At 50.7% G+C, this 26,697-nt stretch carries 27 protein-coding genes, 1 tRNA gene and 1 pseudogene; 10 read left to right on the top strand and 19 right to left on the bottom strand.

Annotated elements, in window-relative coordinates:
* Positions 1–477 (bottom strand): YdcF family protein (locus OEL57_RS03585; RefSeq protein ID WP_300737161.1); only part of this gene is annotated, 477 nt, incomplete at its 3' end.
* Positions 478–552: 75 nt separating this feature from the next.
* Here OEL57_RS03585 and rpmB point away from each other — a divergent pair.
* Positions 553–746 (top strand): annotated as a pseudogene (gene rpmB, locus OEL57_RS03580) (50S ribosomal protein L28).
* A gap of 56 nt (positions 747–802) precedes the next feature.
* On the opposite strand, the gene OEL57_RS03575 reads toward rpmB, so the two are convergent.
* The 5 genes from OEL57_RS03575 to OEL57_RS03555 form a co-directional block, all read right to left on the bottom strand.
* Positions 803–1,183, bottom strand: coding sequence for a RidA family protein (locus tag OEL57_RS03575; RefSeq protein WP_300737159.1), 381 nt, complete (start codon positions 1,181–1,183; stop codon positions 803–805).
* 14 nt (positions 1,184–1,197) lie between these two features.
* Complete coding sequence (locus OEL57_RS03570; protein ID WP_300737158.1) at positions 1,198–3,348, bottom strand: RelA/SpoT family protein; 2,151 nt, start codon at positions 3,346–3,348, stop codon at positions 1,198–1,200.
* A 98-nt stretch (positions 3,349–3,446) separates the two neighbouring features.
* Positions 3,447–3,653: a DNA-directed RNA polymerase subunit omega gene (gene rpoZ, locus OEL57_RS03565; protein WP_300737157.1), complete on the bottom strand. Its 207-nt coding sequence runs from the start codon at positions 3,651–3,653 to the stop codon at positions 3,447–3,449.
* A gap of 60 nt (positions 3,654–3,713) precedes the next feature.
* Positions 3,714–4,322 carry a guanylate kinase gene (gene gmk / locus OEL57_RS03560; protein WP_300737156.1) on the bottom strand — a complete coding sequence of 203 codons (609 nt, stop codon included), beginning with the start codon at positions 4,320–4,322 and terminating at the stop codon, positions 3,714–3,716.
* Between the two features lie 137 nt (positions 4,323–4,459).
* A complete protein-coding gene (locus tag OEL57_RS03555; protein WP_300737155.1) occupies positions 4,460–5,335 on the bottom strand; it encodes a YicC/YloC family endoribonuclease in 876 nt (291 codons plus the stop codon).
* Between the two features lie 181 nt (positions 5,336–5,516).
* Here OEL57_RS03555 and OEL57_RS03550 point away from each other — a divergent pair, with 181 nt between their 5' ends.
* The 5 genes from OEL57_RS03550 to OEL57_RS03530 all read left to right on the top strand — a co-directional run bounded on the left by OEL57_RS03550 (position 5,517) and on the right by OEL57_RS03530 (position 12,847).
* Positions 5,517–7,553, top strand: coding sequence for an ATP-binding protein (locus OEL57_RS03550; RefSeq protein WP_300737154.1), 2,037 nt, complete (start codon positions 5,517–5,519; stop codon positions 7,551–7,553).
* A complete protein-coding gene (locus tag OEL57_RS03545) occupies positions 7,546–7,953 on the top strand; it encodes a response regulator (RefSeq protein ID WP_300737152.1) in 408 nt (135 codons plus the stop codon). The genes OEL57_RS03550 and OEL57_RS03545 overlap by 8 nt, the downstream gene beginning before the upstream one ends.
* Positions 7,950–9,317: a sigma-54-dependent transcriptional regulator gene (locus OEL57_RS03540; protein WP_300737149.1), complete on the top strand. Its 1,368-nt coding sequence runs from the start codon at positions 7,950–7,952 to the stop codon at positions 9,315–9,317. The genes OEL57_RS03545 and OEL57_RS03540 overlap by 4 nt, the downstream gene beginning before the upstream one ends.
* 551 nt (positions 9,318–9,868) lie before the next feature.
* Complete coding sequence (locus tag OEL57_RS03535) at positions 9,869–10,723, top strand: DmsE family decaheme c-type cytochrome (RefSeq protein WP_300737147.1); 855 nt, start codon at positions 9,869–9,871, stop codon at positions 10,721–10,723.
* Between the two features lie 15 nt (positions 10,724–10,738).
* Entirely contained in the window at positions 10,739–12,847 is a 2,109-nt protein-coding gene (locus tag OEL57_RS03530; RefSeq protein WP_300737145.1) for an MtrB/PioB family outer membrane beta-barrel protein, read from the top strand.
* A gap of 123 nt (positions 12,848–12,970) precedes the next feature.
* Here OEL57_RS03530 and OEL57_RS03525 read toward each other — a convergent pair whose 3' ends face one another.
* From OEL57_RS03525 to OEL57_RS03480, 10 genes are all read right to left on the bottom strand, one after another.
* Positions 12,971–13,513 (bottom strand): HD domain-containing protein, encoded by a 543-nt coding sequence (locus OEL57_RS03525; protein ID WP_300737142.1) that lies wholly within the window; start codon positions 13,511–13,513, stop codon positions 12,971–12,973.
* 3 nt (positions 13,514–13,516) lie between these two features.
* Complete coding sequence (locus OEL57_RS03520; protein ID WP_300737139.1) at positions 13,517–15,055, bottom strand: mechanosensitive ion channel family protein; 1,539 nt, start codon at positions 15,053–15,055, stop codon at positions 13,517–13,519.
* A gap of 1 nt (position 15,056) precedes the next feature.
* Positions 15,057–15,971, bottom strand: a complete 915-nt coding sequence (locus OEL57_RS03515; RefSeq protein WP_300737137.1) for a dihydroorotate dehydrogenase — start codon at positions 15,969–15,971, stop codon at positions 15,057–15,059.
* A gap of 1 nt (position 15,972) precedes the next feature.
* A complete protein-coding gene (locus OEL57_RS03510) occupies positions 15,973–16,794 on the bottom strand; it encodes a dihydroorotate dehydrogenase electron transfer subunit (RefSeq protein ID WP_300737135.1) in 822 nt (273 codons plus the stop codon).
* Positions 16,784–17,224, bottom strand: coding sequence for a ribosomal protein S18-alanine N-acetyltransferase (rimI, locus tag OEL57_RS03505; RefSeq protein ID WP_300737133.1), 441 nt, complete (start codon positions 17,222–17,224; stop codon positions 16,784–16,786). Before rimI ends, OEL57_RS03510 begins: the two co-directional genes overlap by 11 nt.
* Before the next feature lie 101 nt (positions 17,225–17,325).
* A tRNA-Gln gene (locus tag OEL57_RS03500) sits at positions 17,326–17,400 on the bottom strand.
* A gap of 40 nt (positions 17,401–17,440) precedes the next feature.
* Positions 17,441–17,995 (bottom strand): 2-oxoacid:acceptor oxidoreductase family protein, encoded by a 555-nt coding sequence (locus tag OEL57_RS03495; RefSeq protein ID WP_300737131.1) that lies wholly within the window; start codon positions 17,993–17,995, stop codon positions 17,441–17,443.
* Positions 17,996–18,009: 14 nt separating this feature from the next.
* Positions 18,010–18,753 carry a thiamine pyrophosphate-dependent enzyme gene (locus OEL57_RS03490; RefSeq protein WP_300737129.1) on the bottom strand — a complete coding sequence of 248 codons (744 nt, stop codon included), beginning with the start codon at positions 18,751–18,753 and terminating at the stop codon, positions 18,010–18,012.
* A gap of 12 nt (positions 18,754–18,765) precedes the next feature.
* Positions 18,766–19,827, bottom strand: a complete 1,062-nt coding sequence (locus tag OEL57_RS03485; RefSeq protein ID WP_300737127.1) for a 3-methyl-2-oxobutanoate dehydrogenase subunit VorB — start codon at positions 19,825–19,827, stop codon at positions 18,766–18,768.
* On the bottom strand, positions 19,828–20,040 hold the full coding sequence (locus OEL57_RS03480; protein WP_300737125.1) for an indolepyruvate ferredoxin oxidoreductase subunit alpha: 213 nt from the start codon (positions 20,038–20,040) through the stop codon (positions 19,828–19,830).
* A gap of 235 nt (positions 20,041–20,275) precedes the next feature.
* On the opposite strand from OEL57_RS03480, the gene OEL57_RS03475 reads away from it, so the two are divergent.
* Positions 20,276–21,337 carry an IS5 family transposase gene (locus OEL57_RS03475; protein WP_300737123.1) on the top strand — a complete coding sequence of 354 codons (1,062 nt, stop codon included), beginning with the start codon at positions 20,276–20,278 and terminating at the stop codon, positions 21,335–21,337.
* Positions 21,338–21,343: 6 nt separating this feature from the next.
* On the top strand, positions 21,344–21,919 hold the full coding sequence (locus OEL57_RS03470) for a phosphate-starvation-inducible PsiE family protein (protein ID WP_300737121.1): 576 nt from the start codon (positions 21,344–21,346) through the stop codon (positions 21,917–21,919).
* A gap of 80 nt (positions 21,920–21,999) precedes the next feature.
* On the opposite strand, the gene OEL57_RS03465 is transcribed toward OEL57_RS03470, so the two are convergent.
* Both OEL57_RS03465 and OEL57_RS03460 read right to left on the bottom strand, forming a co-directional pair.
* On the bottom strand, positions 22,000–22,215 hold the full coding sequence (locus tag OEL57_RS03465; protein WP_300737119.1) for a hypothetical protein: 216 nt from the start codon (positions 22,213–22,215) through the stop codon (positions 22,000–22,002).
* A 50-nt stretch (positions 22,216–22,265) separates the two neighbouring features.
* Positions 22,266–23,828, bottom strand: coding sequence for an acetyl-CoA hydrolase/transferase C-terminal domain-containing protein (locus OEL57_RS03460; protein WP_300737117.1), 1,563 nt, complete (start codon positions 23,826–23,828; stop codon positions 22,266–22,268).
* Positions 23,829–24,063: 235 nt separating this feature from the next.
* On the opposite strand from OEL57_RS03460, the gene OEL57_RS03455 reads away from it, so the two are divergent.
* Both OEL57_RS03455 and OEL57_RS03450 read left to right on the top strand, forming a co-directional pair.
* Entirely contained in the window at positions 24,064–24,654 is a 591-nt protein-coding gene (locus OEL57_RS03455) for a TetR/AcrR family transcriptional regulator (protein WP_300737115.1), read from the top strand.
* A 129-nt stretch (positions 24,655–24,783) separates the two neighbouring features.
* On the top strand, positions 24,784–26,421 hold the full coding sequence (locus OEL57_RS03450) for an ABC-F family ATP-binding cassette domain-containing protein (protein ID WP_300737113.1): 1,638 nt from the start codon (positions 24,784–24,786) through the stop codon (positions 26,419–26,421).
* A 76-nt stretch (positions 26,422–26,497) separates the two neighbouring features.
* Here OEL57_RS03450 and OEL57_RS03445 read toward each other — a convergent pair.
* Positions 26,498–26,697: cold-shock protein (locus tag OEL57_RS03445; protein WP_300737110.1), on the bottom strand; the 200-nt coding region annotated here is incomplete at its 5' end.

The following is a 26,697-nucleotide window of genomic DNA, read 5'->3' as shown; positions in this document are numbered from 1 at the left end:
TTTGACATTACTGCTGTCAACCGGATAGGGATACAAAGCGACTTCAGGTGGAAGTGCATTGCGAAAGAGTATGGCTGAGCGTTTCAAGTGATAGCGGGAGGTGATCAACAATACCGAGCGGACCTTATGTTCAGCCAGGATATCACGACCATAAATGGCATTTTCCAACGTATTCCGAGACAGTTTTTCAAGAATGACATTCTCTGATGATGGATCACCGGGCTTGGGACGGTACAGATCCGATTTCCTGACCGTGGGATCAACACCCACCAAAAACAGCCAGTTGCCACGCCCCTCCCTGAAAAGACGTACCCCCTCCTCAACCCGCCCCTTACCACCGGCAAGCACAACAATCGCATCAACCTGCACCTGACGCGGGCGTGCAGAAAAGGTTTTGTAGGTGAAATCAATAAATAGTGCAGTAACAATCAACACAGTAAGCATAAGTAACGACAGGAGTGCTTTAAAGATTTTCATATCGGTATTTTTCCTTGCACCTGAGAACTGATTCTGATAAAAGAATTTGTTCAGTTAGCACGGGAGGTAAGATCCATGTCCAGAAAATGTGAAATTTGCGGTAAAGGCCCCAGCACCGGCAACATGTGAGCCATGCCAACAACAAGACCCGTACCACCTGGTACCCTAACCTGCAGAAGGTTAAGGCCAAGGCAGCCAACGGTAGTGTGTCAACCATCAAGGTTTGTACCCGCTGCATCCGTTCCGGCTCCGTTACCAAGGCTCTGTAGCCTTTCCGGTAACACCCCTTTAAACAGCCGTGTGCACTCGTTTGCACACGGCTTGTTTAGTTTTTCAACTCTGCAACAGCCTCAATTTCCACACGGGCTCCACGGGGCAGCGCAGCAACAGCAACCGTGGCCCGGGCTGGCTTAATTGTTGAAAAATACTGACCATAGACCTGGTTAACAGCCGTGAAATCAGCCATATCTGTCAAGTAAATGGTTGTCTTAACCAAATGGTTAAAATCAGTGCCAGCAGCCTCAAGCACCCCTCGTAGATTCTCCATCACCCGCTCTGTTTCCTGCTCAACCGTACCGACAACCAGCTCTCCCGATACAGGATCAAGCGGAATCTGACCAGAACAGAACAACAGCCCACCTGCCACAATAGCCTGGGAATACGGCCCGATGGCCGCCGGTGCCTTGTCAGTCACAATACTTTTCATAGAACACCTCACTCCTAGCTCTTTACCCGCTCCACCTTCATGACCCCTTTCACCTTCATCAGCGAATTCACCACCTTGTTCAGGTGGGTCAGGTCAGTCACGTTCAACTCAAAGATATTCTCACCCCGTTTATCAACGGTACTCTTGATCTGGGCACTGACAATATTGGCTTCAGCATTGGTAATAGCCAGGGTCATGTTAGCCAGAATACCTTTTTCATCCATACAGAAGACCCGCAACCTGACCGGCAGAGCAGCACTCTTGCCCTTGGCCCAGGTCACATCGATACGGCGCTCAGGGTCACTTTCAGCGGCAAAGGGGCAGTCCGCGGTATGAATCGCAACACCCTGCCCCCGAGTAATGAAACCGACAATATCGTCTCCGGGCAGCGGGTTGCAGCATTTGGCATAGCGGATCATGATATCTTCCATGCCACCAACCTCAACCGCACTGGAGGACCGTCCTTTCAGCTTATTAATGACACTGGTGATGCGTGATTCTTTCTGATTCTTGCGAGCCTGCATCCGCTCTTCAGGAATCAGTTTTGCAACAACCTGGCCAGCTGAAATCTTGCCGTAGCCCATTGCTGCCAGCAGGTCATCCTCCATGTTAAAACCATACTCATTGGCAACTTTTCTCAGCTCACCACCCTTGACAAGCTTTTGCAGATTAAGCGAATATTTACGAAATTCTTTTTCACAGAGTTCGCGTCCCAGCACAATACTGCGCTTGCGTTCTTCAATCTTGATCCAGGCTCTGATCTTATTGCGAGCCCGGGAAGAACGGACAATTTTAAGCCAGTCCTTACTGGGAGTGTGATGGGGAGAGGTAATAACCTCTACAATATCACCATTCTGCAGTTCATGCTTGAGCGGCACCAGTTTACCGTTAACCTTGCCCCCCACACAGCGGTGCCCCACATCGGTATGCACGGCGTAGGCAAAGTCAATCGGGGTCGAGCCCTTGGGGAAACCTTTTACATCCCCCTTGGGGGTAAAGACATAGACCTCTTCAGGAAACAGTTCAACCTTGACTGAATCCATGAATTCGCGGGAGTCCTGCAGTTCCTGCTGCCATTCCAGCAACTGGCGCAGCCAGGCAAAGCGCTTGACCTCTTTCTCATCGTAGCCTTTGCCTTCTTTGTATTTCCAATGTGCGGCAATACCAGCCTCAGCGACCCGATGCATCTCATGGGTGCGGATCTGCACCTCCATCCGGTCACCATGGGGACCAATCACCGTGGTATGCAGTGACTGGTACATATTCCCCTTGGGCATGGCGATATAATCTTTAAACCGCCCAGGAATAGGTCGCCAGGATGAATGGATAATCCCCAGCACCTCGTAACAACTCTTGATATCATCCACCAGAATCCGCAGGGCGGTCAGGTCATAGATCTCCTCAAATTCAACGTTGCGCTTTTCCATCTTGCGGTAAATTGAATAGAGGTGCTTGCTACGGCCCGAGACCTCGCCAACAATCTGATGCTCAACCAGTTTTTGGCGAATCGTGTCCTGAATCTCATGGATAAAAGACTCTCGCTCCTGCTTCTTACGCTGAATTTTGGTTGAAAGATCAAAATAAACATCCGGCTGCAGATAACGGAACGAGAGATCTTCAAGTTCAGTCTTGATCCAGGATATCCCCAACCGGTGAGCAATCGGGGCATAGATATCCATGGTTTCTCGGGAGATTGAACGCTGCTTGGTGTCAGGCTGAAACTGCAGGAGCCGCATATTATGCAGCCGGTCAGCCAGTTTCACCAGAATCACCCTGATGTCATTGGCCATGGCGATCAACATCTTGCGGAAGTTCTCAGCCTGATTCTCTTCCTTGGTCTTAAAGTGAATCTTGCTGATCTTGGTTACCCCGTCAACCAGTTCGGCAACCTCCTTGCCAAACATCTCAGCCAGCTCCTCTGAGGTAGTCAGGGTATCTTCGATGGTATCATGCAGGAAACCGGTTACAATACTGGGCACATCCAGCTTGAGGCCCGCCAGGAGTCCAGCAACTTCCAGAGGATGGATAATATACGGCTCACCGGAAAGCCGCGTCTGGCCTTGATGTACCTTGGCACAGTACACGTAGGCCTTTCTGATCAGGTTAAGATCAGCAGACGGGTTATAGGTAACAACCGTATCAAGGATATCGTTTAGGCGGATCATGAGGAATAGGTACTATCGAATGACCAGAGTCATGAACATCGGGGGAAGACGCAAAAATGGAGGCACTACCAGACGGCAGGCCTCCAGAGATGATCCAATCATGCAGAGCGTTTGCTGATAAACTCGGCGGTAAATTTACCGGCAGCAATCTCACGCAGCGAGGTAACCACATTGCGGTTATTTTTGGGGTCAATCAGGGGTTTGGCCCCTTTATACAGCTGCTTGACCCGCTTGGAGGCCATCATAACCAGCATAAAACGGTTATCCACTTTTTCAAGACAATCTTCAACAGTAACCCGTGCCATCGTCTCTATCTCCTTTTATCCATAAACAAGTAATGGAGTGGTGATTATACCTATACCAGCTCAAATATCAAACATTTTCGACACCTGCCCCAACATACGTCCAGTTGTCTGACGAGCTGCAGTCACAATTGAGGCCAACGCCTCATGGGCCTCGTCAAGCCGGTCATTTACCACAATGTAATCATACCAGCGGGCTTCCCGGATCTCCTCGGTTGCCCGTATAATCCTACGTTCGATCACCTCTTTTGCATCGGATGAACGGGATTCCAGACGACGTCGCAGTTCTGACATGCTGGGAGGCAACACAAAGACAAACAGGCCGTTAATACCACGTTCCTTAAGGATACGCGCCCCTTGACAATCAATATCCAGCAGGATATCAATGCCATCAACCCTGGACTGCTCCAACGTGGCTATGGCGGTGCCATAGAAATTACCATGCACCTCAGCCCACTCGGCAAACCCTTCTTCAGCAATCATCTGCTTGAAATATTCAATTGAGACGAAATGGTAATCAACCCCATCCTGCTCCCCTGGCCTTGGTTGACGAGTCGTATAACTGATTGACTCTTTCAACGCAGGAAAACGGCTGACCAGAGCATTACAAAGTGTTGTCTTACCAGCCCCGGACGGCGCTGAAATAACGATTAAAAGACCTTCTTGCTGCATATCCCCCCCACAAGTAAGGAACGAAGATTTTTTTGCTCTTGAGTGCGGCAGTTGAGAAATGGCGCGAAGGCGTACCAATCAGTGCGTTGACAAGCCATTTTGAAAACTGACGTGCTCAGAGCGAAAAAAGACCGTTCCTATTCAATATTTTGGACCTGTTCCCGCATCTTCTCCAACTCAGCTTTCATCTGCACCACCAGTGAGGTAATAACCGAATCATTCGCCTTGGAGCCGATGGTATTGACTTCACGGTTGATCTCCTGCATCAGAAAATCCAGTTTGCGTCCAACCGGCTCTTTCAGCAACAGGGTTTCATCAAACTGAAGAAAGTGGCTCTCCAGCCGCACCAGTTCTTCTGTAATATCACAACGGTCAGCCAGCAGGGCCACCTCCTGGGCCAGACGCTGTGGATCAAGCTCTGTTCCGCCCAGCAGTTTTTCCAGCCGCTGTTGCAACTTCTGCTGATACTCGTCAACCACCTGGGGAGCACGCTTTCGCACCTGGGCAACCAGAGCGGCCAGATCAGTGCGTCGCCCCTTCAGATCAGCCTGCAGCGCTTCGCCTTCACGCAGCCGCATCCCGTCCAGACCATCAAGGGCTTGCCCCACTGCTTGCAATACAAGCGGCAAAAGATCTCCCTGCTCTTCACTGGCTGATTCCTGCAGCACATTTCGTTGAGCAAGTATCAATGACAGTGGAATCTCTGCAGAGACATGCAGCTCATGGGCCAGATCCAAAAAAGCCTGATGATACCCCTTGGCCACCGCGTGATTCAACGGTGGTACCACCACCTCACCAGTAGCTGGCTCCCACTGCACAAAAAGATCTGCCTTACCCCGTTTAACCCGCGCCCCAACCACCTTGCGCACCTCATGCTCGTAAGCCAGAAAACTGCGCGGCATCTTGACTGACACCTCACCATACCGGTTATTTACTGTCTTAAGTTCAACTACGCAGTGCCCCTTAATATCTGCTGCTTCGCCCTTGCCATATCCGGTCATACTCTTAATCATGCCTGCCTCCTTATATTCCTCTCTCTTCATATACTTCAGCGGACCCATTGCTGTCCAGACCGAGAAATCAATAACTGGCCTATTGACAACACAGTGGATCAGTGTTCAAAGTTTGTCAGCAAGCGAAGTAACGCCCTGAATAACCATAATATTTTCTAACATTATCAGGACACACATACCTATGAGCAGCCATTCAAACATACGCCATCAGATACTTATCCCTTTGACTCTCACCTTTCTGGTACTGCTTTGCTGCTTTCTGCTGGCCCTGTTTACCATTCGCAATGATGGCATTTCCAACACACTAAACAGAGAACACGGAGAATCTATAGCAGTATTCAAGGCCTTGCTTGTGTCAAAAACCGAGTTAATGAGTGCCGAAGCCAATACTATTATCAACGATCCAAAACTGAAACAGGCGATGCGTCGCAAAGATCGCACCGCACTCTATTCAGAAGCCCATCCCTATTTACGAAAACTTTCTAAAAACAAAATCACTCATCTCTATTTCCATGACCCAACCGGCAAAAATTTCTTAAGGGTCCATCAACCGGATCAGCACAGTGACCTTATAATCAGAGGCAGTCTGAATCAGGCACGGGAAACCGGTACCCCGAGCCATGGTCTGGAACTGGGACCATTTGGCACACTAACCCTGCGCCTGGTGATCCCCTGGAAATCCCAGGCTGAGTTACTGGGGTACATCGAACTGGGAACTGACGTCAACGACATCCTCTCTGATCTCTCAATTATAAACAATATTGATTATCTTCTGGTGATCAACAAAGCCTTACTGGGCGAGAACACCGCCCCCATTGGATACTCGTGGGTAAACAGGCATATAAATTGGAATCAGTTTCCGGACAAACTCATTGTTTCAAAGTCCCTGGATCAAATCCCTCCTGTGTTGCAGCACCTGTTAACCAGCAGAGACCCAAACCAGATTCAGGATAGAAGCTGGCATACCGCCTATCTTGGCAGCAAACATTTTGCATTCAAGGTGTTTCCCTTTAAAGAGAACAGTGGGCGCGAAATCGGTAATTTTATTCTATTGCATGATATGACGCTTCAGGCCAGGCAGTTTCAGCACTTTATTGTACTGGCAGTACTTGGCAGCAGCGTCCTCTGCCTGATCCTGTTTACCTTTACCTGGCGGATACTTGGCCAGATCAACCAAACCATAGAGACTACACAGCAAGAGTTGTCAGAAGAGATCAGAAAGACTTCTCAGGCAAACGACCTGCTTGAGGCTGAGATTGGTGAGCGCCAGAAAGCTGAAGAGGCCCTTGTTGAGCTGAACGCCAACCTTGAAAGTCGTATCAACGAGAGGACACAGCATCTCGAAAAGGCAACAAGGGATCTTGAAAAGGGTCGTATTGATCTGGAGCAGGCGTATTGTGAACTAAAGTCCCGTCAGGCAATGATTTTGCATCAGGACAAGATGGCAAGCATCGGCCTGCTGGCTGCTGGTGTTGCCCATGACATCAATAACCCGATTGGTTTTGTAACCAACAACCTGGAAGAGCTGCAGATCTATCTATCCCGGTTACAAACCTATATTGAAGCCCAACAGACAGAACTTCAATCAACGGCCTCACCCGAGTCGATGAAAGCGCTCCATAAAAAATGGAATGAGTTAGGAATTGATTACATTTTGGGAGACTTTGGCACGTTGATTGCGGAATCACTGGAGGGCGCCGACAGAGTTGGAGATATCGTCAAAAACCTGCGCAGCTTTTCCCGTATCGATGATCAGGAATACAAGCAGGCGAATATCAATGAATGCCTGGAAAGCGCGATCAGGATTACGAACCATGAACTACGACACAAAGCAGTGGTACACCGGAAGTTTGGGGATATACCCACTATACATTGCCAGGCTCAGCAGTTAAATCAGGCATTCATGAATCTTTTAGTCAACGCGGCCCATGCACTGGACAAGCGGGGAGAAGTTATTGTGAGCACCTGGTCAGATACGAAAAATATCTATATCAGCATTGCCGACACCGGTTGCGGTATTCCGGATGAATTGCAAGAACGGATATTCGAACCTTTTTTTACCACCAAAGAAATTAACAAAGGAACCGGTCTGGGGCTGAGCATCGTTGCTGATATTATCCAGCAGCACCAAGGCACGATCAGCATACAAAGCCACCTGAATCAGGGAACAACCTTTACAATTACGCTGCCGATCAAGGCCGAGGTGGATGATGTCTGATACACTCCATATACTTTGTGTTGATGACGAAGAACATATTCTGAAAACGCTCGAACGTTTCTGCCACAACGAAGGCGTCACCATGCTGGCCGCCTCATCAGCTGCTGAAGCACTGAATATATTGGAAAACAAGCCGGTTAACATTATCATTTCAGACTACCAGATGCCGGAAACAGACGGACTGGCCTTTTTGGATGAGGTCAGCAACAGATGGCCAGAAACCATCAGAATTATACTTTCAGGGTTCATTGAAACCTCCGCCGTTACCCGGGCGCTGGAACAGGGCCGGATATTTGGTTTTCTCCCCAAACCATGGCAGCGCAGTGAGTTAAAAAACATGATTCAAACGGCTTCAGCCCAGTATAAAACCAACATGTGCTCAAAGGTAACGCCCTCATGAGCGTAACTACCCGCATTCTTTTTGTTGATGATGAGCCAGCCTACTGCCGCATTTTCCGTACACGCATAGGTGTAGATCCACAGTTCCTGATTGAAACGACCAACAGTGGCGACGGGGCGCTTACACGCCTGCAAACATTTCCTGCTGATATCGTCTTCGCCGATATGAATATGCCGCTCATGGATGGTGTAGAGTTACTGACTGAGATTAAAGACAGATATCCCCAGATCTTTGTCATTATGCTGACCGGCGATGATACAACCTCGCAGGTAGTAAAGGCAATGAAGGCTGGTGCGTACGACTACCTGCTGAAACCGATGGATCTTGAGATGGTCAAACGCTCCATCCAGACCATTCTGGACCACAAGGCAGCAGTACAGTCCGGCAAATCTGCACGATGCAGCCAGGGAGAGAATTTCTGCTTTGAGAACATCATTGGTCAGGACCGAAAGATGTTTGAAATCTACGAACAGATCAATCAGGTTGCTCAGAGTATGGCTACGGTTCTGATTACCGGTGAGAGTGGTACCGGCAAAGAGTTGATAGCAGCAGCCATCCACGCCAAGAGTTCTCGCAAAAACAAACCATTTATCCAGATTAACTGTGCGGCATTGGCCGACGGCTTAATCAGCAGTGAGCTTTTTGGCCATGAAAAGGGGGCCTTCACCGGTGCCATAACCCGTAAAAAAGGCTTCTTTGAACAGGCCACCGGTGGCACCCTGTTTCTGGATGAAATTGGAGATATCTCTCCAACAACTCAGGTCTCTCTATTACGCATTCTTGAACTGGGAACCTTTCAGCGGGTCGGGGGATCAGAAACCATCCGTGCAGACGTACGTTTAATCTGTGCCACGAACCGGGATCTGATAGCAGCCACCAGGGAAAAGCTGTTTCGCGAAGACCTCTATTACCGTCTCAATGTTGTTTCGCTGCAAGCCCCCCCGCTACGCGATCGTAAATCAGATATCCCCCTGCTTGCCAACTACTTTCTGGAGCGTTTCAGCACTATTAACAATAAACAGATCGAAGGTATTTCCCAGGATGCGATGGCACTGCTCTGCGCCTATGAGTGGCCCGGTAACTGTCGTGAACTTGCTAACATTATTGAACATGCCGTTGTCTTCTGCCGTGAAAAAAGTCTTACCAGGGAGCTGCTGCCACCCCAGTTGAAAACGACAGAACCATCGGTTGTTCCAGTGCATCATACGGCTATGCCAACGCTTGCCGAAGCCGAACGTACGCTGATAAAAAAGGCCCTTGAAGAATCAAACTGGAATCTGAAAATGGCTGCAGAGGCGCTTGATATTGCCCGTGGCACGCTCTATAGCAAGATTGAAAAATACCATCTTCACAAACCAGACTGACCGCATACATTTGTCCACAGACCGTTTTGTCAGCTATCGCGCCTGATCCTACCCGCCCCTGTTCCTCAGCACCAATCTTACTGCCGTATTTTGAACACTACTCGCCACACGCACAACATTCTGTTTTCACTTTATTTACATCCAAGACAAACATATCAACGTCACAATACGCCGGATTTTGAACAGCCGTTTTTGCCAAAACCAGCCCTTTTACGTTCAATTTAATGAAATAAGACCATACCATCAAAACCTACTGTTGTATTTTGAACACAGACACCTCCACAACCCTACACAATCTCCTAACTAACCTACCTAATCAGTCAACACCTAAAAAATAACACAATAAAACAATGACGTTACAACATACACAGCACAATGGCACATCCATTGCTAAACACCATTAGAATTCTAATAAATCAATAGCCATAAAATTAACGGCAATCAATACCACTAAAATCAGAAGGAGGATAATCGCTGTTTGAACGGAAGCACCTGAAGCAAAGAAATTCACCCATCTTTTTTGTAGAACGATTACCACAGGAGGAAAACGTATGCCACGAATGTTCGTAAGACTATCAATGCTAGCCGCAAGTGCGCTCCTGCTGTTCGCAGGCACAGCCCTTGCCAACGAAAAGTGCGCGACCTGCCATGCCGACATCGCAGGCAAGCACAAGACAACCCTGCACGGCAAGGCAGGCAAGGATTGCCTATCATGCCACGGCGGCGGCGATGCCCACATTGCCAACCCGTCAAAGAGTAACATTATTCGCTTTGGTAAAGGTGTCAGTGCAAAAGAACAAAATGCACAATGCCAGTCCTGTCATGGCAAAAATCAGAAACTGATGTTCTGGGACAGCTCCTACCACAAGAAGAATGACGTCACCTGTGTATCGTGCCACACCGTCCACAAGAATCCAAAGCCATACGCCAAGCAGCCAGAATCCTGCTTCCAGTGCCACAAAGACATAAAGTCTCAAGCCAACAAGTTTTCACATCACCCGATTATTGAAGGCAAGGTGAGCTGCTCTGATTGCCACAATCCCCATGGATCTTTGGGGCACGGCATGCTTAAGGCCGAAAATGTGAACCAGCTCTGCTACAAGTGCCATGCTGACAAACGCGGCCCCTATGTTTGGGAACACCCTCCGGTTGAAGAAGACTGCACAAAGTGCCACGGAAGCCACGGCACCAAAGCTGCCAAACTCTTGAAAGAAAAGCAGCCACAGCTTTGCCAAAGCTGCCATGACTGGTCTCGTCATCCAGGCACTCCCTATGGTGGACAAGCTGTATTCGGCGGCTCTGCCAGTGCAGGTCGTGGTGGCCTGGCTCGTGGTTGTACCGGATGCCACGGCACCATCCACGGCAGCAACGCCCCTGGTTCTAACGGCAAGCGATTCATTCGATAAAGGAGGAGGCTCTCAATGAAACGAGTACTGATAACGTCTATCATGGCAGTGACCGCCTGTACCGCACCTGCACTTGCCAATGAATTTGATGGAAATATTGAGCTTGGCGGAAACTACACAGAAATTCATGGTAACAAGACCAAATTTTATGAGTATAGAGATCTTGGTACCGGTATAACAGGAAATATACTACTTGACTACTACGGCAAAGATTACTTTTTCTACCTCGAAGGCAAGAACTTTGGCTACAACAGCGATTCTAACAAGACACGAAACGACCAGAGTTTCTTGGTTAAAGCGGGTAAACAAGATGAATTCAAATACTCGTTATTTTATGATGAAACTCCTCACAACCTGACTTTTGGCGCCAAGTCAATATATACCGGAGTCGGCTCAACCACGTTGACAGCGCCTGTTACCAGCGGTGCCACCTATGCAGCCGCATACGGATTGATTGCAGGAAGCTCCCCGTTTGACTACGCGATCAACAGAAAAAACTATGGCGGTGAAATGGAATTCTCATTCCAAAGCCCTTTCTTCTTCAATGCCAGAGTAGAACGCAATGAAACCAAGGGGTTGTTGCCAATAGGTACATATGTTACTCAGCAAAAAGAACTGCCGGCACCCATTGATTATGTGACGGACAATGCGTACTTAACTACCGGCTATCGCTCAAAAAATCTCATTGTTACTTTTGATGGTACCATCAGTAATTTCACCAACAGTAACAAGACCTTTACGCACAGCTATAGCAACCCGTCAACAACCATCGTGTACCTTGCTCCAGACAGCATGTACTACAAGGTCGGCGGTAATGTCATGTACCGTATGCCATTCTGGGACACCACATTTACGGCCAGAGCAAGCTATTCCGAAAGCAGTAACGATATCGCTTTAACGGAATCACTAAACAACTTTGGCGGCAATTTTGGCGGCAAATTGACCTATACAACTGCATCGGCTGCAGTCACAACAAATCCCATCAAACCGATGGACGTCAAACTCTATCTGAATCTTTTAAGCAAAAAAAACCTTTCTCCCACCGGCATTTACGGTGGTGCAGCAGCAACAGCTACCACCGCAACAGAAAAGTTTGATTACAACAAGGTAAATGGCGGTCTGGATCTCAGCTATAAACTTCCAGCAAAAACAAAACTATCTGCGGGCTATGAGTACCTTCAAGTCAACCGGGCCATGAACTTTGGAATTTTTGGGGCAACCTACAACAGTGCCCGTACGGATGCGCCACACACCAAAGACCACATTCTGTATGCCCAGGTTAAAAACAGTCTTTTTGACTGGATGTCTGCCAAATTGCGTTACCAGTACCTAAACCGCACCAGTGACTTCAGAGGAGACCTGTTTGCATCCGCAACAGATTCATCCGTCATCAGGCAATGGTGGCGTCCGGTTGATACTGCCGATAAAAACCAGCACAACATCAAAATGGGCCTTGACTTTGATCCGCTTGACAACCTTTCGTTTTCAACCGAGTACAGCTACAAAATTAATGACTATACCAAATCGATCCTGGGTACTCAAAAAGACACCAGGCATGAGCTGTACGTTGATGCCAGCTACACAGCCGGAATTGTTAAACTCAACCCGTTTTTCGATCTTGAGTTGGTCGATAACAATTCAAAGCATCGTTATTTTGTAGCTTCAGCAGACGCTAATCCTTTTGGAGCAACAGTTGCCAACACGGCCTACAACTGGACCTCGGATCGCAAGGATGTCAACTACGCCTTTGGCTTGAATACTGATATCACACTAATCAAAGACAAACTGACCCTTTCCGGTGATTACCGCTATGACAAGACAAAAGGGTCGGAAGACTTCTCTGCAAATGCCGGTGCCGTCACAACAGCGCCACTCCTGGTCAGCAATAATGATGTTGATAGCTACACCAAGCACTCATTTGCAGCCAAGCTGAAGTACAACCTAACCAAAAGCTTGAATATTGGATTGGGCTATCTGTATGAAAACCTGCGGTATAGTGATGATCATTACGCTAATTACGATTACATGATTGCTAAAACTGCCGGAGTTATGTTTACCGGTGCTTATGCAAACCCGAACTATGAAGCACACGTCGGTTACATGACAGTAGCCTACAAGTTCTAACTCCTTCCACAAAAAAGGCGGCCCGCAACGGGCCGCCAGCATCAACAAATCCTTCATGTGGTGGATGTACTGTCAGGGTACTTCCAACACTTTGCCCTCTGGATTCCTCCCCAGGGGGCTTTTTTATTCCCCAAACTCCCGTTGCCAAACCTCAAAAATAGCAACCTTATCGTCACCAAACTTCGCCAGATTTTTCCTTATTTTTTCAGCTGACTTTTCCTTTTCAAGCCGATCTGGATTCTTAGAAAAAAACAGGTCGGCATAGCAGATGATCCGCTCTGCAAGAGTTTCTGGAGTCATATCCCTCTGCGGTAACGGTAGATTCTGGCTGGTGATGTCTTTAACGGTAAGCCCCACCCCGGTATGGCGTTCACAGATCAGGGCATGCAGCGGTAGCCCCTCTGCATCAAGCAGCTCTCTACCCAAGACACCGTGGCGAATATATGGTTCCGCACCATGGCAGGCAATATCAGGTGCATCCACCTTGCAGACACCGATATCATGCAGATAGGCAGCCTCTATGACCAGACGTCGGGTATCAGGATCTGCATTAACGGCAGCACAGGCTGAAAGTGCCTTACCAGCCACCATCTTGCCATGGATCATCAGGATTTCAACGGTTTCAGGACAACAGTAACGATTCAGCAATTCCTCAACAGCTAACATGGGTTACCCCTTTCCAAAGAAATCCCTCAGCCGCTTCAGGTAATCCACCGGGCTGCGTTCACCTGCCCCCGGCTCCACCTGTTGCCCCTGCTGTTGCTGGTTGCTGGCTGTGTGCCGTGATAACGCCTCACCAAGTCGCTCCATCAGTTTATCATTATTGTTCATCAGTTCGGCTATGACGGACTTGGAAAGCTCCGCCAGAATCGTCTCAGTACATGCCCGTACCGTTGCCTTGCGAGGCTCACCGGTTAAGAGCGACATCTCGCCAAACATCCTGCCCTGCCCCAGACGTGCGACTTCGCTCCCGTCAACCTCAACCAACATCTCACCACGCAGCACAAAAAAGAGCGAGCTGCCTGCATCCCCCTGCCTGACTGCAGCCTCACCAGGTGCAAAACTACGCATTTTTGCACTGTCCACAAAGTGGGCCACTTCATCAGCAGTTAAAACATCAAACAGATGGGATTGACGCACCCCTGACAGTATTTCATCCCGCTGGTTGGGAAATGATTCTTTAAGAGGGGCGGTAACCAGTTGGCGATGGGGAAAGGGGAAACTCCAACCGGAACGATGCACCGCATACCAAGCCTTGGTCTGGATCTCCGACAAAGCCAGATTACGCTGCGCCGGATCTGCCAGCCAGAATTTAAGCAGGTATACGATGCTGCTATCGTTCATGGTCTGAAGCCGCACTACCGGCTGCGGCTCATCAAGCACCAGACATTCTTCCTGCAGAACTTGTAACAACAAGGCCTTAGCCTGTTCAGGAGGCAGTTCATAGGGCAGGCCGATGGTCAGGGTCAGTGCTGCCCGTTCATGAGCTGCCTCACTGAGCGAACCGTGGGTGGTCACCACGCTTTGGACCACAACCGCATTGGGCACCAGCACCTGATTGTTGTCCAGTGTACGCAGGGTGATATAACGGAAACCAACGTTGACGATCTCACCAAACAGGTTTTTTTCAGGAATTGTTATCCAGCTGCCCCGTGTCATCAGCGGATCAATCTGGACCGTAAAACCATAAAAAGCATTGGAGAGCGTGGTCTGCATGGCAAAGGCGATGGCGGCAGTAAGCACCGTGGTGGTGGTAATTACAGCAGACAGGTCCACCTGAAAGACCAACCGCAAAGATACGATACCTGCAGCCAGATAGACTGCCAGCTGGATGGCATCCCGCAGCAGCATCGGCACATCACCATGCCGCCGCAGGCTAAGGACCATATCCACCAGCACATAGATTACCAGCTTGGCTAGACAGATCAGGACAATCACGCTCTGGAGACGGGCAAGGATAAGACTATAGTTTGGATACCCGGTAAGCGTGGCCTCGAAATAGAGTAGCACCAACCCCAGCAATGAGAGCTTAAGCGCCGTCGGAGCCTGAGAAGAAAGCGACTTGCCCTGCATCCGGCGAACCACCGTAACCGTGACAAAGAACAGAATCACCACCACCAGCACAACCAGCTTGTTGACCAGAATAAAATTCAGGTCCACCAGTGAAAGCATCCCCTGATTAAGCTGTTGTGCTGCTGAATTCGCCATCCTACCCCTCCAGTGCGCCGATCAGGCTCCTGACATCAGCAATCCCCCGCTCAGCCAGCCACTGCTCCATCCCTTCAGCAATCTCCTGGGCTGCTGCAGGGTTCACAAAACTTGCAGTACCCACCTGCACCGCAGTAGCACCAGCTAGGATGAACTCCAGGGCATCGGTTGCCGACATGATCCCGCCGATACCAATCACCGGCAGCTTCACCGCCCTGGCCACCTGCCAGACCATCCGCAGGGCAATCGGCTTGATGGCCGGACCGGACAGTCCACCGGTAACATTGGCCAGCACCGGTCTGCGACGTTCCAGGTCAATGGCCATACCGGTCAGGGTATTGATCACCGACAGGGCATCTGCCCCTGCCCCTTCGCAGGCCAGGGCCATTTCTACAATATCGGTCACATTGGGTGAGAGCTTGACGATCAGAGTCTTTTTCGTGGCAGCACGACAGGCAGCAACCACGCTGGCAGCACACCCCGGATCAGTGCCGAACACGATCCCGCCCTGTTTTACATTGGGACAGGAGATGTTCACCTCAAGGGCTGCAACCTCGGGGATGGCATCCAGACGGCTGGCCAGCTCGGCATATTCATCCGGGGTATACCCAAAGAAGTTGGCAATGGCAGGCGTGTTGACAGAGCGCAGGAACGGAACCTTTTTCTGGATAAAGGCATCAATCCCCACGTTCTGCAGACCAATGGCGTTCAGCATACCGCCCGGCGTCTCAACAATCCGAGGGGTTGGGTTACCGGCACGGGGCTTTAAAGACAATCCCTTGGTGACAAAGGCGCCAATCTTTTCCAGATCAACATACTGGCTGAACTCCTCACCATAGCCAAAGGTGCCGGAGGCGGTCATGACCGGGTTGCGCAGCTTGAGGCTGCCGATCTCAACTGACATAACAGGTTTCATATCAGTTCCCCTCCCACTTCAGTTCATCCGCCTCAAAAACCGGACCTTCAGTACAGACACAACGGTAATCCGGGTTCTCGCTGCTATGCTCAGCCCCCTGGCAGACGCAACCCAGACAGGCCCCCATGCCGCAGGCCATATAGCCTTCCAGCGAGACCTGGGTTTTCACACTCCGTTTTGCCCCAATGCCTGCCACCGCCTTCAACATACCGTGGGGACCGCAGGCAAAGATCTGTCCCTTGTTAGCGGTTGTATCCAGACGCTGCTCCAGCACCTTGGTAACCAGACCGCACTCACCCAGCGAACCATCCTCGGTTGCGGTGTAGCACTCCACCCCCAGACGCTCAAACTCGGTAATGCAGAGCACATCATCCTTGGTTCTTCCGCCTGCAAACAGACGTACCGGAGAATCCTTAACCAGCTCCTTGGCCAGCAGGTAGAGCGGAGCCAGACCGACACCGCCACCCACAATCAGCTTTTCCTCACCAGCCGGGCCGGTATCAAAACCGGTACCCAGTGGCCCCAGAACATCCAGAATATCATTTTCATGCAGGGTAGACAGCATACCGGTTCCCTTACCCACCACCCGGTACAGAATCTCCAGATATGGCTGAGGAGCCGCACCGGTGTAGGCAGGCTGTAGCGTTCCCACATCAAAGACCCCAAAGGGGCGCCGGATCAACGGATCTATCGACGGATTGACCCGTACCATTACAAACTGGCCCGGTCTGGCAGCAAGCATCTCCGACGGCGCGGTCATCCGCATCCGCCAGTAGCCGGGGGAGACCTCGGCATTATCAAGAATCATGGCCTTAAACTGCATCTACATCCTCCTCAACGAGGTTTTTATCCAGCAACAGGGCATCAACACCCTGTTCGTAATATGCTTTCCTCAAACCGCTTCTGACAAAACCAAACCGTTCGTACAGGGCAATGGCCGGGAGGCTGGTGGCCCGCACCTCAAGCCGCAGCACGATTGCTCCTTGCCGGACCGCCTCGACACAGGCCCACTGCATCAGCTGTGCTCCGATTCCCCTGCCCTGTAAGGCTGGATCAACAGCAACATCCAGAACCTCTGCCTCATCCAGCAGTACGGTCAAACAAAGATACCCAGCCACCTGACCATCAAACTCGGCAACCACCGGCGTACCACGTTCCGAGCCAATCTCTGCCAAAAAGTGTTTTCTGGTCCAGGCACGGGGGAAACAGGCCTGTTCAATGCGTAACACGGCAGCAAGATCAGCCTCAATCATTGGTCTAAGAGTCACCATAGGCCCGAAGAATAACGTTATTACCGGTGTGAGGCAAACAAAAAAGGCACCTACGCAAATAACGTAAGTGCCTGTTTTTGTTATGGCAGGGGTGCCAGGATTCGAACCTAGGAATGCCGGAATCAAAATCCGGTGCCTTACCGCTTGGCGACACCCCTAAAAAAGAGAAAAGTTAAATACCAAATTATCTACTATGAGTCAAGCTTTTCGTGCAGAAAAAACAGCAGCAGCCCCGGCCTGAATCGCCTTGATGTTGGCCGGGATCAGTTTATGGTTACGCTCCGGCAGGGCATCTTTCAGCGCTTCCTGAAGTGATTCCATGGCAAGTGCGTTGGTTGCAGCAGCATAAGCACCGCAGGCCACCATGTTGACCATCCGTACATCGCCAAGCTCAATCGCAATCTGGTTCATCGGAACGGCAAGCAGCTCCCGTCCATCAAGCGCCCCCCCGTCAAGTTCAACCAGCGAGCTGTTAATCAGACAGATACCGCCCAGTTTGACCTTTGCGGCATATTTATCAAAGGAAAGCTGGTTCAGTATTACCGAGACAGAAGGTTCCCCAACCACTGGTGAACCGGTATCGCCATCGGCAAATACCACGGTACACATGGCTGCCCCGCCCCGTTTTTCAACGCCATAGGCCGGGAAAAAAGAGACATTTTTGCCTTCACGAATGGCTGCATAGGAAAGCAGGTTACCAGCCAGCAGCACGCCCTGGCCACCGTATCCTGCACAAAAGACATCATAACGCATAGAATATACTCCAGTTACAGGTTTTCGTTATTTTTAAAGACACCCAGCGGGAAGTAAGGAATCATCTCACTCCCCACCCGCTCGTTGGCTGCCAGCGGATTCATGCCCCAGTTGGTGGGACAGGCTGCCAGCGCCTCGATAAAGGCAAAGCCCTTCCCTTCCACCTGATACTGAAAGGCATTTTTGATGATTTTCTTGGCCTGCAGCACGTTTTTAGGGTTATTCAGGGCGACCCTGGCGGAATAGGCCACACCATCCAGGTTGGAAAGCAGTTCTGCCATCTTGAACGGCTTGCCGTCATTGGCCACATCCCTGCCATTGGGTGAGGTGGAGGTCTTCTGGCCCGGCATGGTGGTGGGGGCCATCTGGCCACCGGTCATACCGTAGGTGGTGTTGTTAACAAAGATCACGGTGATCTTCTCACCACGGTTGGCAGCATGGATAATCTCTGAGGTGCCGATGGCAGCCAGATCACCGTCGCCCTGATAGGTGAAGACGATCCGGTCAGGCCGGGCCCGCTTGACACCGGTGGCAACCGCCGGAGCGCGCCCGTGGGGAGACTCCACGACATCAATATTGAAATAGCCGTACAGGAACACTGAGCAGCCCACAGAGGCGCAGCCGATGGTCTTATCGGCAATACCAAAGCTGTCCATGGCCTCAGCCACCAGGCGATGGATTGACCCATGGTGACAGCCGGGGCAGAAGTGGGTCTGAACATCCTTCAAACTAACCGGTTTGGAAAATACCTGCTTCATATATATAGATCCTTAACAGAATTTCTTGATCTGGGCAAAAAGCTCTTCCGGGGTGGGCAGCGAACCTGCTCCGGGTGGACGTCCATAGAATGCAACCTCAGCATCCCGCGCAACAGCCAGGCGGACATCATCCACCATCTGGCCGGTTGAAAGCTCAATGGTCAGCCATTTTTTGCAGTGACTGGACAGATCAGCATAAGCCTTTTTAGGGAATGGAAACAGGGTAACCGGCCGCATCAGTCCGACCTTGATCCCTTCAGCCCGAGCCATCTCCACTGCCGTACGTGCAATGCGGGAGGTGCAGCCAAAGGCGGTCACGATCAGTTCTGCATCTGCGGTCTGGTATTCCTCCCAACGGGACTCTTTGTCAGCCAGCTCCTGATAACGGGCATGCATCTTCCAATGGAACTTCTCCATCTCACCATCACCAAGGTAGAGCGACTTGACCACGTTCTGCTGACCACCACCGGTACCGCGCACTGCCCAGCCTTTTGCAGGCAGATCAACCGTAGGACGGGGGTTGAGAACAATCGATTCCTTCATCTGGCCCAGCACTGAATCGGCCAGCACCATGGCTGGCATGCGGTACTGATCAGACAGGTCAAAGGCCAGCATGGTCAGGTCGTACATTTCCTGGCCAGAGTTAGGGGCCAGTACAATAATACGGTAGCCACCGTGACCGCCCCCTTTGGTGGCCTGATGATAGTCTGCCTGAGAGGCATCAATGCCGCCCAGTCCAGGACCGGAACGCATGATATCAACAATCACACCAGGCAGCTCGGAACCGGCCATGTAAGAGATCCCTTCCTGCTTAAGTGAAATGCCGGGGCCGGAGGAGGAGGTCATGGCCCGCACACCGCAGGCCGATGCCCCCAGCACCATGTTAATGGCGCCGATCTCGCTCTCCACCTGAATAAAGGTCCCCCCCACCTTGGGAAGTTCACGGGAAAGATATTCGGGGATATCACTCTGGGGGGTAATCGGGTAGCCAAAATAACACTGCACACCGGCCTCAATGGCAGCCATGGCAACCGCTTCATTACCTTTGACAAACTTTCGTTTCAGCGCAGTCATCTAGTTATCTTCCTTGAACACAGTAATGGCAACATCCGGGCACATCTCGGCACAGAGACTACAACCGGTACAGCTTTCAGGATTGTTAAATACTGCCAGTGTGTAGCCAAGTGCATTAGGCTGGCTGCTTAAACTCACCAGTTTTTTGGGGCAGGCAATGGTACACAACCCGCAACCTTTGCAGCGGTCTTCTTCAATCACAATGTACGGCATATTCAATCACCTCAGGCAAAGTCAGCAGATAAAGATTTTAAGTACCAGAAGGATATTAGCGCGGTCAAACTTTTTTTCAGACGCATTACAGCAACGTAAAAAGAAACCGCTTGATTTACTCAATGTATACTGCTAGATGGAATCAGCTTAGCAGCCCTTTGAAAAACAAGTAGTAAAAACAGCTGGTTTTTGGTAATATTTTGTGCATAACATTTCGTTTTTATTGGAGAAAGTTATGCGCGGTTCCGATAGTAATGCAGGCCCCATGTTCGTCTATGTCACCACGGAGCACTTTGTACCCCCAAAGCATCCGCTCCGTACATTGAAGCCTCTGGTTGATGCTGCTCTTTCAAAGCTTGATCGTGAATTTGATGCCCTTTACTCTTCAAGCGGCAGGCCGTCTGTGCCGCCTGAGTATTTGCTGCGTGGCCTGGTTCTCCAGTTTCTGTATTCCATCCGCAGTTTCCCGATGCTGATGGATCGCATCCATTCGGACATGGCCTTCCGCTGGTTCATCGGTCTGTCCATTGACGACGAGGTCTGGGATCAGAGTGTTTTTTCCTACAACCAGAACCGGCTCATCAAGGCTGACATTGCCCGTCGTTTCCTGGAAGAGGTCAACCAGCAGGCAAAACGCAAAGGACTTTTATCCAGCGATCACTTCTCGGTTGACGGCACGCTGCTGGAGTCCCTTGCCTCCATCAAGAGCTTTCGTCCGATGGATGACGATTCCGACAAACCGTCCGGTGACTTTACCGGAGAGAAGCTCTCCAACAAGACCCACCGGTCAACAACTGATCCGGATGCCCGTCTCTACAAGAAGAGTGCGGGTGCCAGCGCCAAACTCAGCGTCATGGGGCATGCCATGAGTGAGAACGAAAACGGCTTCATCACCCAAACCGAGGTAACTCAGGCTGATGGCAAGGCAGAGCGGGTAGCCGCCAAAGAGATGATCATCCGCCAGAAAGGCAACCGTAAAAAGAAGATCACCGTTGGTGCCGATAAGGCCTACGACACCAGAGATCATGTGGATGATCTGCGCGAACTCGGCGTCACTCCCCATGTTGCCAGCAAAAAGAAGGGCACAGCCATTGACGGACGTACCACCCGGCATGCCAGTTACAAGCAAAGCATCAGGGACCGGAAGAAGATCGAAGAATTCTTCGGATGGGCCAAGGTGATTGCCGGCTTCAGGAAGCTGAGGCATGTGGGCTTGGAGAAGATCGACTTCTACTTCACTCTGGCAGCTGGGGTCTTCAACCTAGTCAAGCTGCGGAATATTTTAGCCCAGACGTAGGAATTAGTGCGTCCGCAGTTGGCCGTTTGCCGCAAATACGGCGATCAAGCAGTAAAAAAGAGTCAAAGAGCAGCAAAACGAACAACCAAAACCGTCAATTTACTTCCAAGCCAGAGCAGAAAAGCTTCAAGCAAGGGAGATAGGAACCAAATTCAACCGTTTTTCAAAGGCCTGTTACTACTCAGTACGCTTGAATTGATATGGGTTATCGCAAAAGACGTCATGTCGCCACCGATTATGATACTGGAGATAGATGAGCTTTTGGAACTGTTCGGCATCTTTATGCTTGTACTGATAGGGATTGAACTGATGGAGACTATCATCAAGACCTATATGGACGAAGCACCTGATCACGCCCGTATCGTGATTGCCGTTGCGATCATAGCCATAGCCCGCAAGGTAATTATACTTGATGTGAAAGATCTGTCAGGCACTGCCCTGCTTGGGATTGCAGCAATTATTCTGGCACTTACGGTTGGGTATTACCTGGTTCGTAAAAGTGACCAGAGATTGCACGAACCCCAAAAAGAACAGGCATCTAACGCAGCAGTAGAATCAACAGACAGGCACAGTGCTGGCTGAACAGAATGAGCTTCATCTGCTTTGACAACCAGAAGGTGAGGCTTGGATCTGGTTGTACGCTCCTAGTCTGTTCATTTTGATTAGACAGCTGAATTGTACTCATCCATTTCATATGGATCATTGGCTGTTTGATGACTGCTCCGTGCGCTTTTATCTGATTGATGGGCCATCCGGTGCAGGGCATCCATTGCCTGGGACAGGTGTGTTGCCACCACCAGATCTTGGTTGACGCGATAGGCTGCTTCCAGGGCCTTCAGGGTGGTCGTTAAATAATAACTGGTATCGTTGTTTCCCATTATTTCCTCCAAATGAACCGGCCCCGTTTTTAGCGGGGCCGGATTTCCTTTTAAATTTCCCAGTTGTCAATTTTCATGGTGCCGTGCTTGGCCAGATTAACCTGCATCTTGAAGACCCGGTCCAATAGCTGCGGCTCGTGACCGGCTTTGCGGGCCAGACAGTCTTTGGTAGCCATGTCGAGATATTCTTGAAGCAACGGTTTGTAATCCGGGTGGGCGCACTTGTTGATGATTTCCTGTGCCCGGTCCTTTGGTGCCAGGCCGCGCAGATCAGCCAGGCCCTGCTCAGTCACCAGTACATCCAGGTCATGCTCGGTGTGGTCAACGTGGGGTACGTGAGGTACCACGCAGGTGATCCCGGTCGGGTCAGTCTTGGTGGGACGTGCCGACGGGGTATGCATAATGGAAAGATAGGCATTACGCAGGAAGTCACCTGAGCCGCCGATACCGTTGATCATTCGGGTGCCACCAACCAGGGTGGAGTTGGCATGGGTATAGATATCAAACTCCACCGGAGTGTTCATGGCAATACAGCCCAGACGACGGATCGGCTCCGGGTGGTTGGCAATAGAGAGCGGGCGCATCATAACCTTGTTGGCGTATTTGTCCCAGTTGTCATAGAAACGTTTGAAGCCATCCACCGAGAAGGAGAGGGAGACGGTGGAGGCAAAATCCAGCTTGCCGGAGTCAAAGAAGTCCAACATGGTATCCTGCAGCACCTCTGTCCAGACCTTGAGGCCAGTGAACGGCCCTTTGGCCAGACCGCCGATAACTGCGTTGGCAATGGAACCAACCCCGGACTGTAACGGCAGCAGACTTTTGGGCAGGCGCCCCAGTTTCACCTCAGTGCTGAAGAAATCGATGATGTTGTTGGCTATCGCCTCGGAGGTGTCATCCTGCTCGCTGAAGGAGCGCCCATTGTCAGGGCGGTTTGACTCAATGATGGCAACGATCTTGTCGGTGTCGATTCTTACATACGGGGAACCGGCCCGGTCATCAACCCGACTGATCAGATAGGGCAGGCGGTGGGGTGGATTGATCGGCTCGATAATGTCGTGCAACCCTTCAAAGCTGGGGATTGAGGTGTTAATTTCGATAATAATCTTGTCGGCAATCTGGACGATCTCAGGAACGGCACCGCAGGAAGCGGTTAACACCAGGCCGCCGTCTTCGGTGATGGCAGAGCACTCAATGATGGCGATATCCAGCCGTCCACCATTGTCTTTGGTGTAGAAGCCATAGCCCAGGTCCTGGGCAAACATGGAAAGGTGGCGGTCCCCCATGCGGATACGACCTTCGTTGATACCGGCCTGGATATTTTTTCCTGTCTGGTAAGGCCAGCGCCGGTCAATCATATCCAGTGATGCCCAGCGGTCTTCGGTTTCAACCCCGACCGAGGCGCCAATAAACAGGTTGAACTTCAATTTTCCCTGCAGGTTGTTTTTCTCAACATGGTCGGCCAGTGCAATCGGTACCATTTTAGGATAGCCGGCAGGCGTGAAGCCGGACCAGCCGATATTCATGCCGTTTTTAAACATCGGGATGACATCTTCAACATGTTTGATTCTTCCGAGAAGATTCTTTTTTCTGACCCTGTTACGTAATTCCAACATCTGTGTACGTCCTCCTCTGGAGTGTGAGCTTCTGGCTCATTCCGTTGTGGTACCCGTGTCTGGACACGGGTGAGCGAACGGTGCTAGATATAAGATCGAACGTTCGTTCGATAGGCATCATAGCGATACGATGTAGTCTGGTGCAAGAATTAATTGATGGTTGAGAGCAATAAATTGGATTTTGTTCATGGGTTTGCTACTCTTGCCAGCGGTATCACGAATACGAGGGAGTAAAATGTCCAAGGCGGATTGTCGCAGCAGATTAGTGGAGGTAGGAACCCGGTTGTTTGCTGAACGCGGCCTGTACGGCGTCAGTATCAGAGAACTGTCCCAGGCAGCGGGGGCAAGCATCTCCATGGTGTCCTACTGTTTTGGTGGCAAGGAGGGGCTGTACGCTGCGGTTCTTCAGGAGCAGTTTGCCTGTTTTGAGCAGATCGATGCGTTGCAACAGGAGGGGGCAGAACCGCTACAGTTGCTTGAAACCTACCTGCGCTGGACCATTCAGCGTCATCGCAACAACCCTCACTTGTTGCGGTTTTATACCAGCGAGTTAACCAACCCTACTGCCTTTTTTCCCACTATTGTTGCCCCGGCCATCAGTAAGGTGATCAGGGTTCTGTCTGAAGTGATTGAGGATGGTGTGCAAGTGGGAGTATTCCGCAAAGAGATCCATGCTGTTAATGCCTCTTTGGCTCTGGCCGGAATGGTTAATTACTTTTTTTTGAGCCTGCTGGCGACTGAGAGCCTGATCAGCCATTCACCTGAGCAGGATGAGCAGCTGGTGCAACAGTACCTTATGATTTTTACCAAAGGGATCGTAAAATGACGGCAACAGGAGCTTTCTAAGGTTTAGAATTGCCACACACATGCGATTATGCTATAGATATGCAACACCTGAGCCACAGGGGAGCCCCCCTGTGGTTTCTGTTTTTATGTACAGAAAGAGAGAATTACGATGATCAGCGCAAATAACATCAGCCTTGCCTACGGCAAGCGAGTGATTTTTAAAGACGTCAATATCAAGTTCGTTCCGGGCAACTGCTACGGCCTGATCGGCGCCAACGGTGCCGGTAAATCTACCTTTCTCAAAATACTGGCCGGACTGTCTGAGGCAGATGCCGGCACAGTGTCGGTAGGGTCGCGGGAGCGGATCGCCTTTTTGAAGCAGGATCAGTTTGCCTTTGATGAGCATACGGTTTTCAATACGGTGATCATGGGCCATGCCCGCCTGTATGAGGTGATGATCGCCCGAGAAGCGATGTATGCCAAGACCGATTTTACTGAAGAGGATGGCATTAAATCCGCCGAGCTGGAAGGTGAGTTTGCTGAGCTGAACGGCTATGAGGCCGAGTCTGAGGCAGCGGTGCTGCTGAACGGTCTGGGCATACCCGAGGAGTTGCGGCATAAGCAGATGAAAGAGCTGGAAGGCGGGGATAAAGTGCGGGTGCTGCTGGCTCAGGCCCTGTTTGGTAATCCCGATATCCTGCTGTTGGATGAACCGACCAACCACCTTGACTTGAAGTCAATTAACTGGCTGGAGGAGTTCCTGTCCCGCTTTAACAATACCGTGATCGTGGTCTCCCACGACCGCCACTTTCTGAACCAGGTCTGTACCCATATGGCTGATATCGACTTTGGGCGGATTCAGGTCTATGTGGGTAACTACGATTTCTGGTATCAGGCCAGCCAACTGAACCTGAAGCAGAAACAGGATGAAAACCGTAAGGTGACTGACCGCGCCAATGAGCTGAAGGAGTTTATCCAGCGTTTCTCCTCCAACGCCTCCAAGGCCAAGCAGGCCACCTCCCGTAAAAAGCTGCTGGAAAAGCTGACCATTGAGGAGATGCCGGTCTCATCCCGTAAGTACCCCCATGTGGTGTTTAAGCCGGAACGTCCCTGTGGCGATATTATTCTGGAGATCACAGATCTGTCCAAAGCCGTCGATGGTGTCCAGGTCTTCAAGGATCTGACCCTGACTGTGCGCAAGGGGGACAAGATCGCTTTTGTGGGTGGTAACAGTCTGGCCAAGACCACCCTGTTCCAGATCCTGGCCGGTGAGTTGGAGCCGGATGCAGGAACGTTCCGTTGGGGCGTGACCATTACCAGTGCCTACTTCCCCAAGGAAAACGGGTCCTACTTTGATAATGACCTGAATCTGATTGAGTGGCTTGGTCAGTATTCGCCGCCTAATGAAGGTGAGACCTTTGCCCGCGGATTTCTGGGGCGGATGCTGTTTTCCGGTGACGAGGCCACCAAGAAGACCAATGTGCTTTACGGTGGTGAGCGGGTGCGCTGTATGCTTTCCCGCATGATGTTGACCGGAGCCAACGTGTTGATGCTTGATGAGCCGACCAACCACCTGGACCTCGAATCGATTACAGCCCTGAACAACGGTCTGATTGCGTTCAACGAGGTAATACTGTTTGCCTCCCATGACCATGAGTTTGTCAGTACCGTGGCGAACCGGATCGTGGAGTTTACCTCTGGTGGTGTTATTGACCGGATGATGGCTTTTGAGGAGTATCTGGAAAATGAAGAGGTGGCCAGAACCAGGGATCAGCTCTGTCAGGGCCATGCAGATCTGACGTTGTAGGGGCGACTGCTGTAGATACAACAAAAAAGCCCCGAGGAAGTTCCTCGGGGCTTTTTTGTTCTGCTTTGTTACCAGATTAAACTCTGGTTACGTTTGAAGCCTGAAGGCCTTTAGGGCCTTTGGTTACTTCAAAAGTCACTCTATCGCCTTCAGCAAGGGATTTGAATCCTTCACCTGTGATTGCGGAAAAATGGCAGAATACGTCTTCGCCGTTCTCCTGCTCAAGAAAACCAAAACCCTTGCTGTCATTGAACCATTTTACTGTTCCGTTTACCA

The sequence above is a fragment of the Trichlorobacter sp. genome (assembly GCF_030247655.1).
In the GTDB taxonomy this organism is placed as follows: Bacteria; Desulfobacterota; Desulfuromonadia; order Geobacterales; family Pseudopelobacteraceae; genus Trichlorobacter.
Note: the sequence above shows the minus strand (reverse complement) of the source record. Positions and strands in the feature narration are given on the sequence as shown.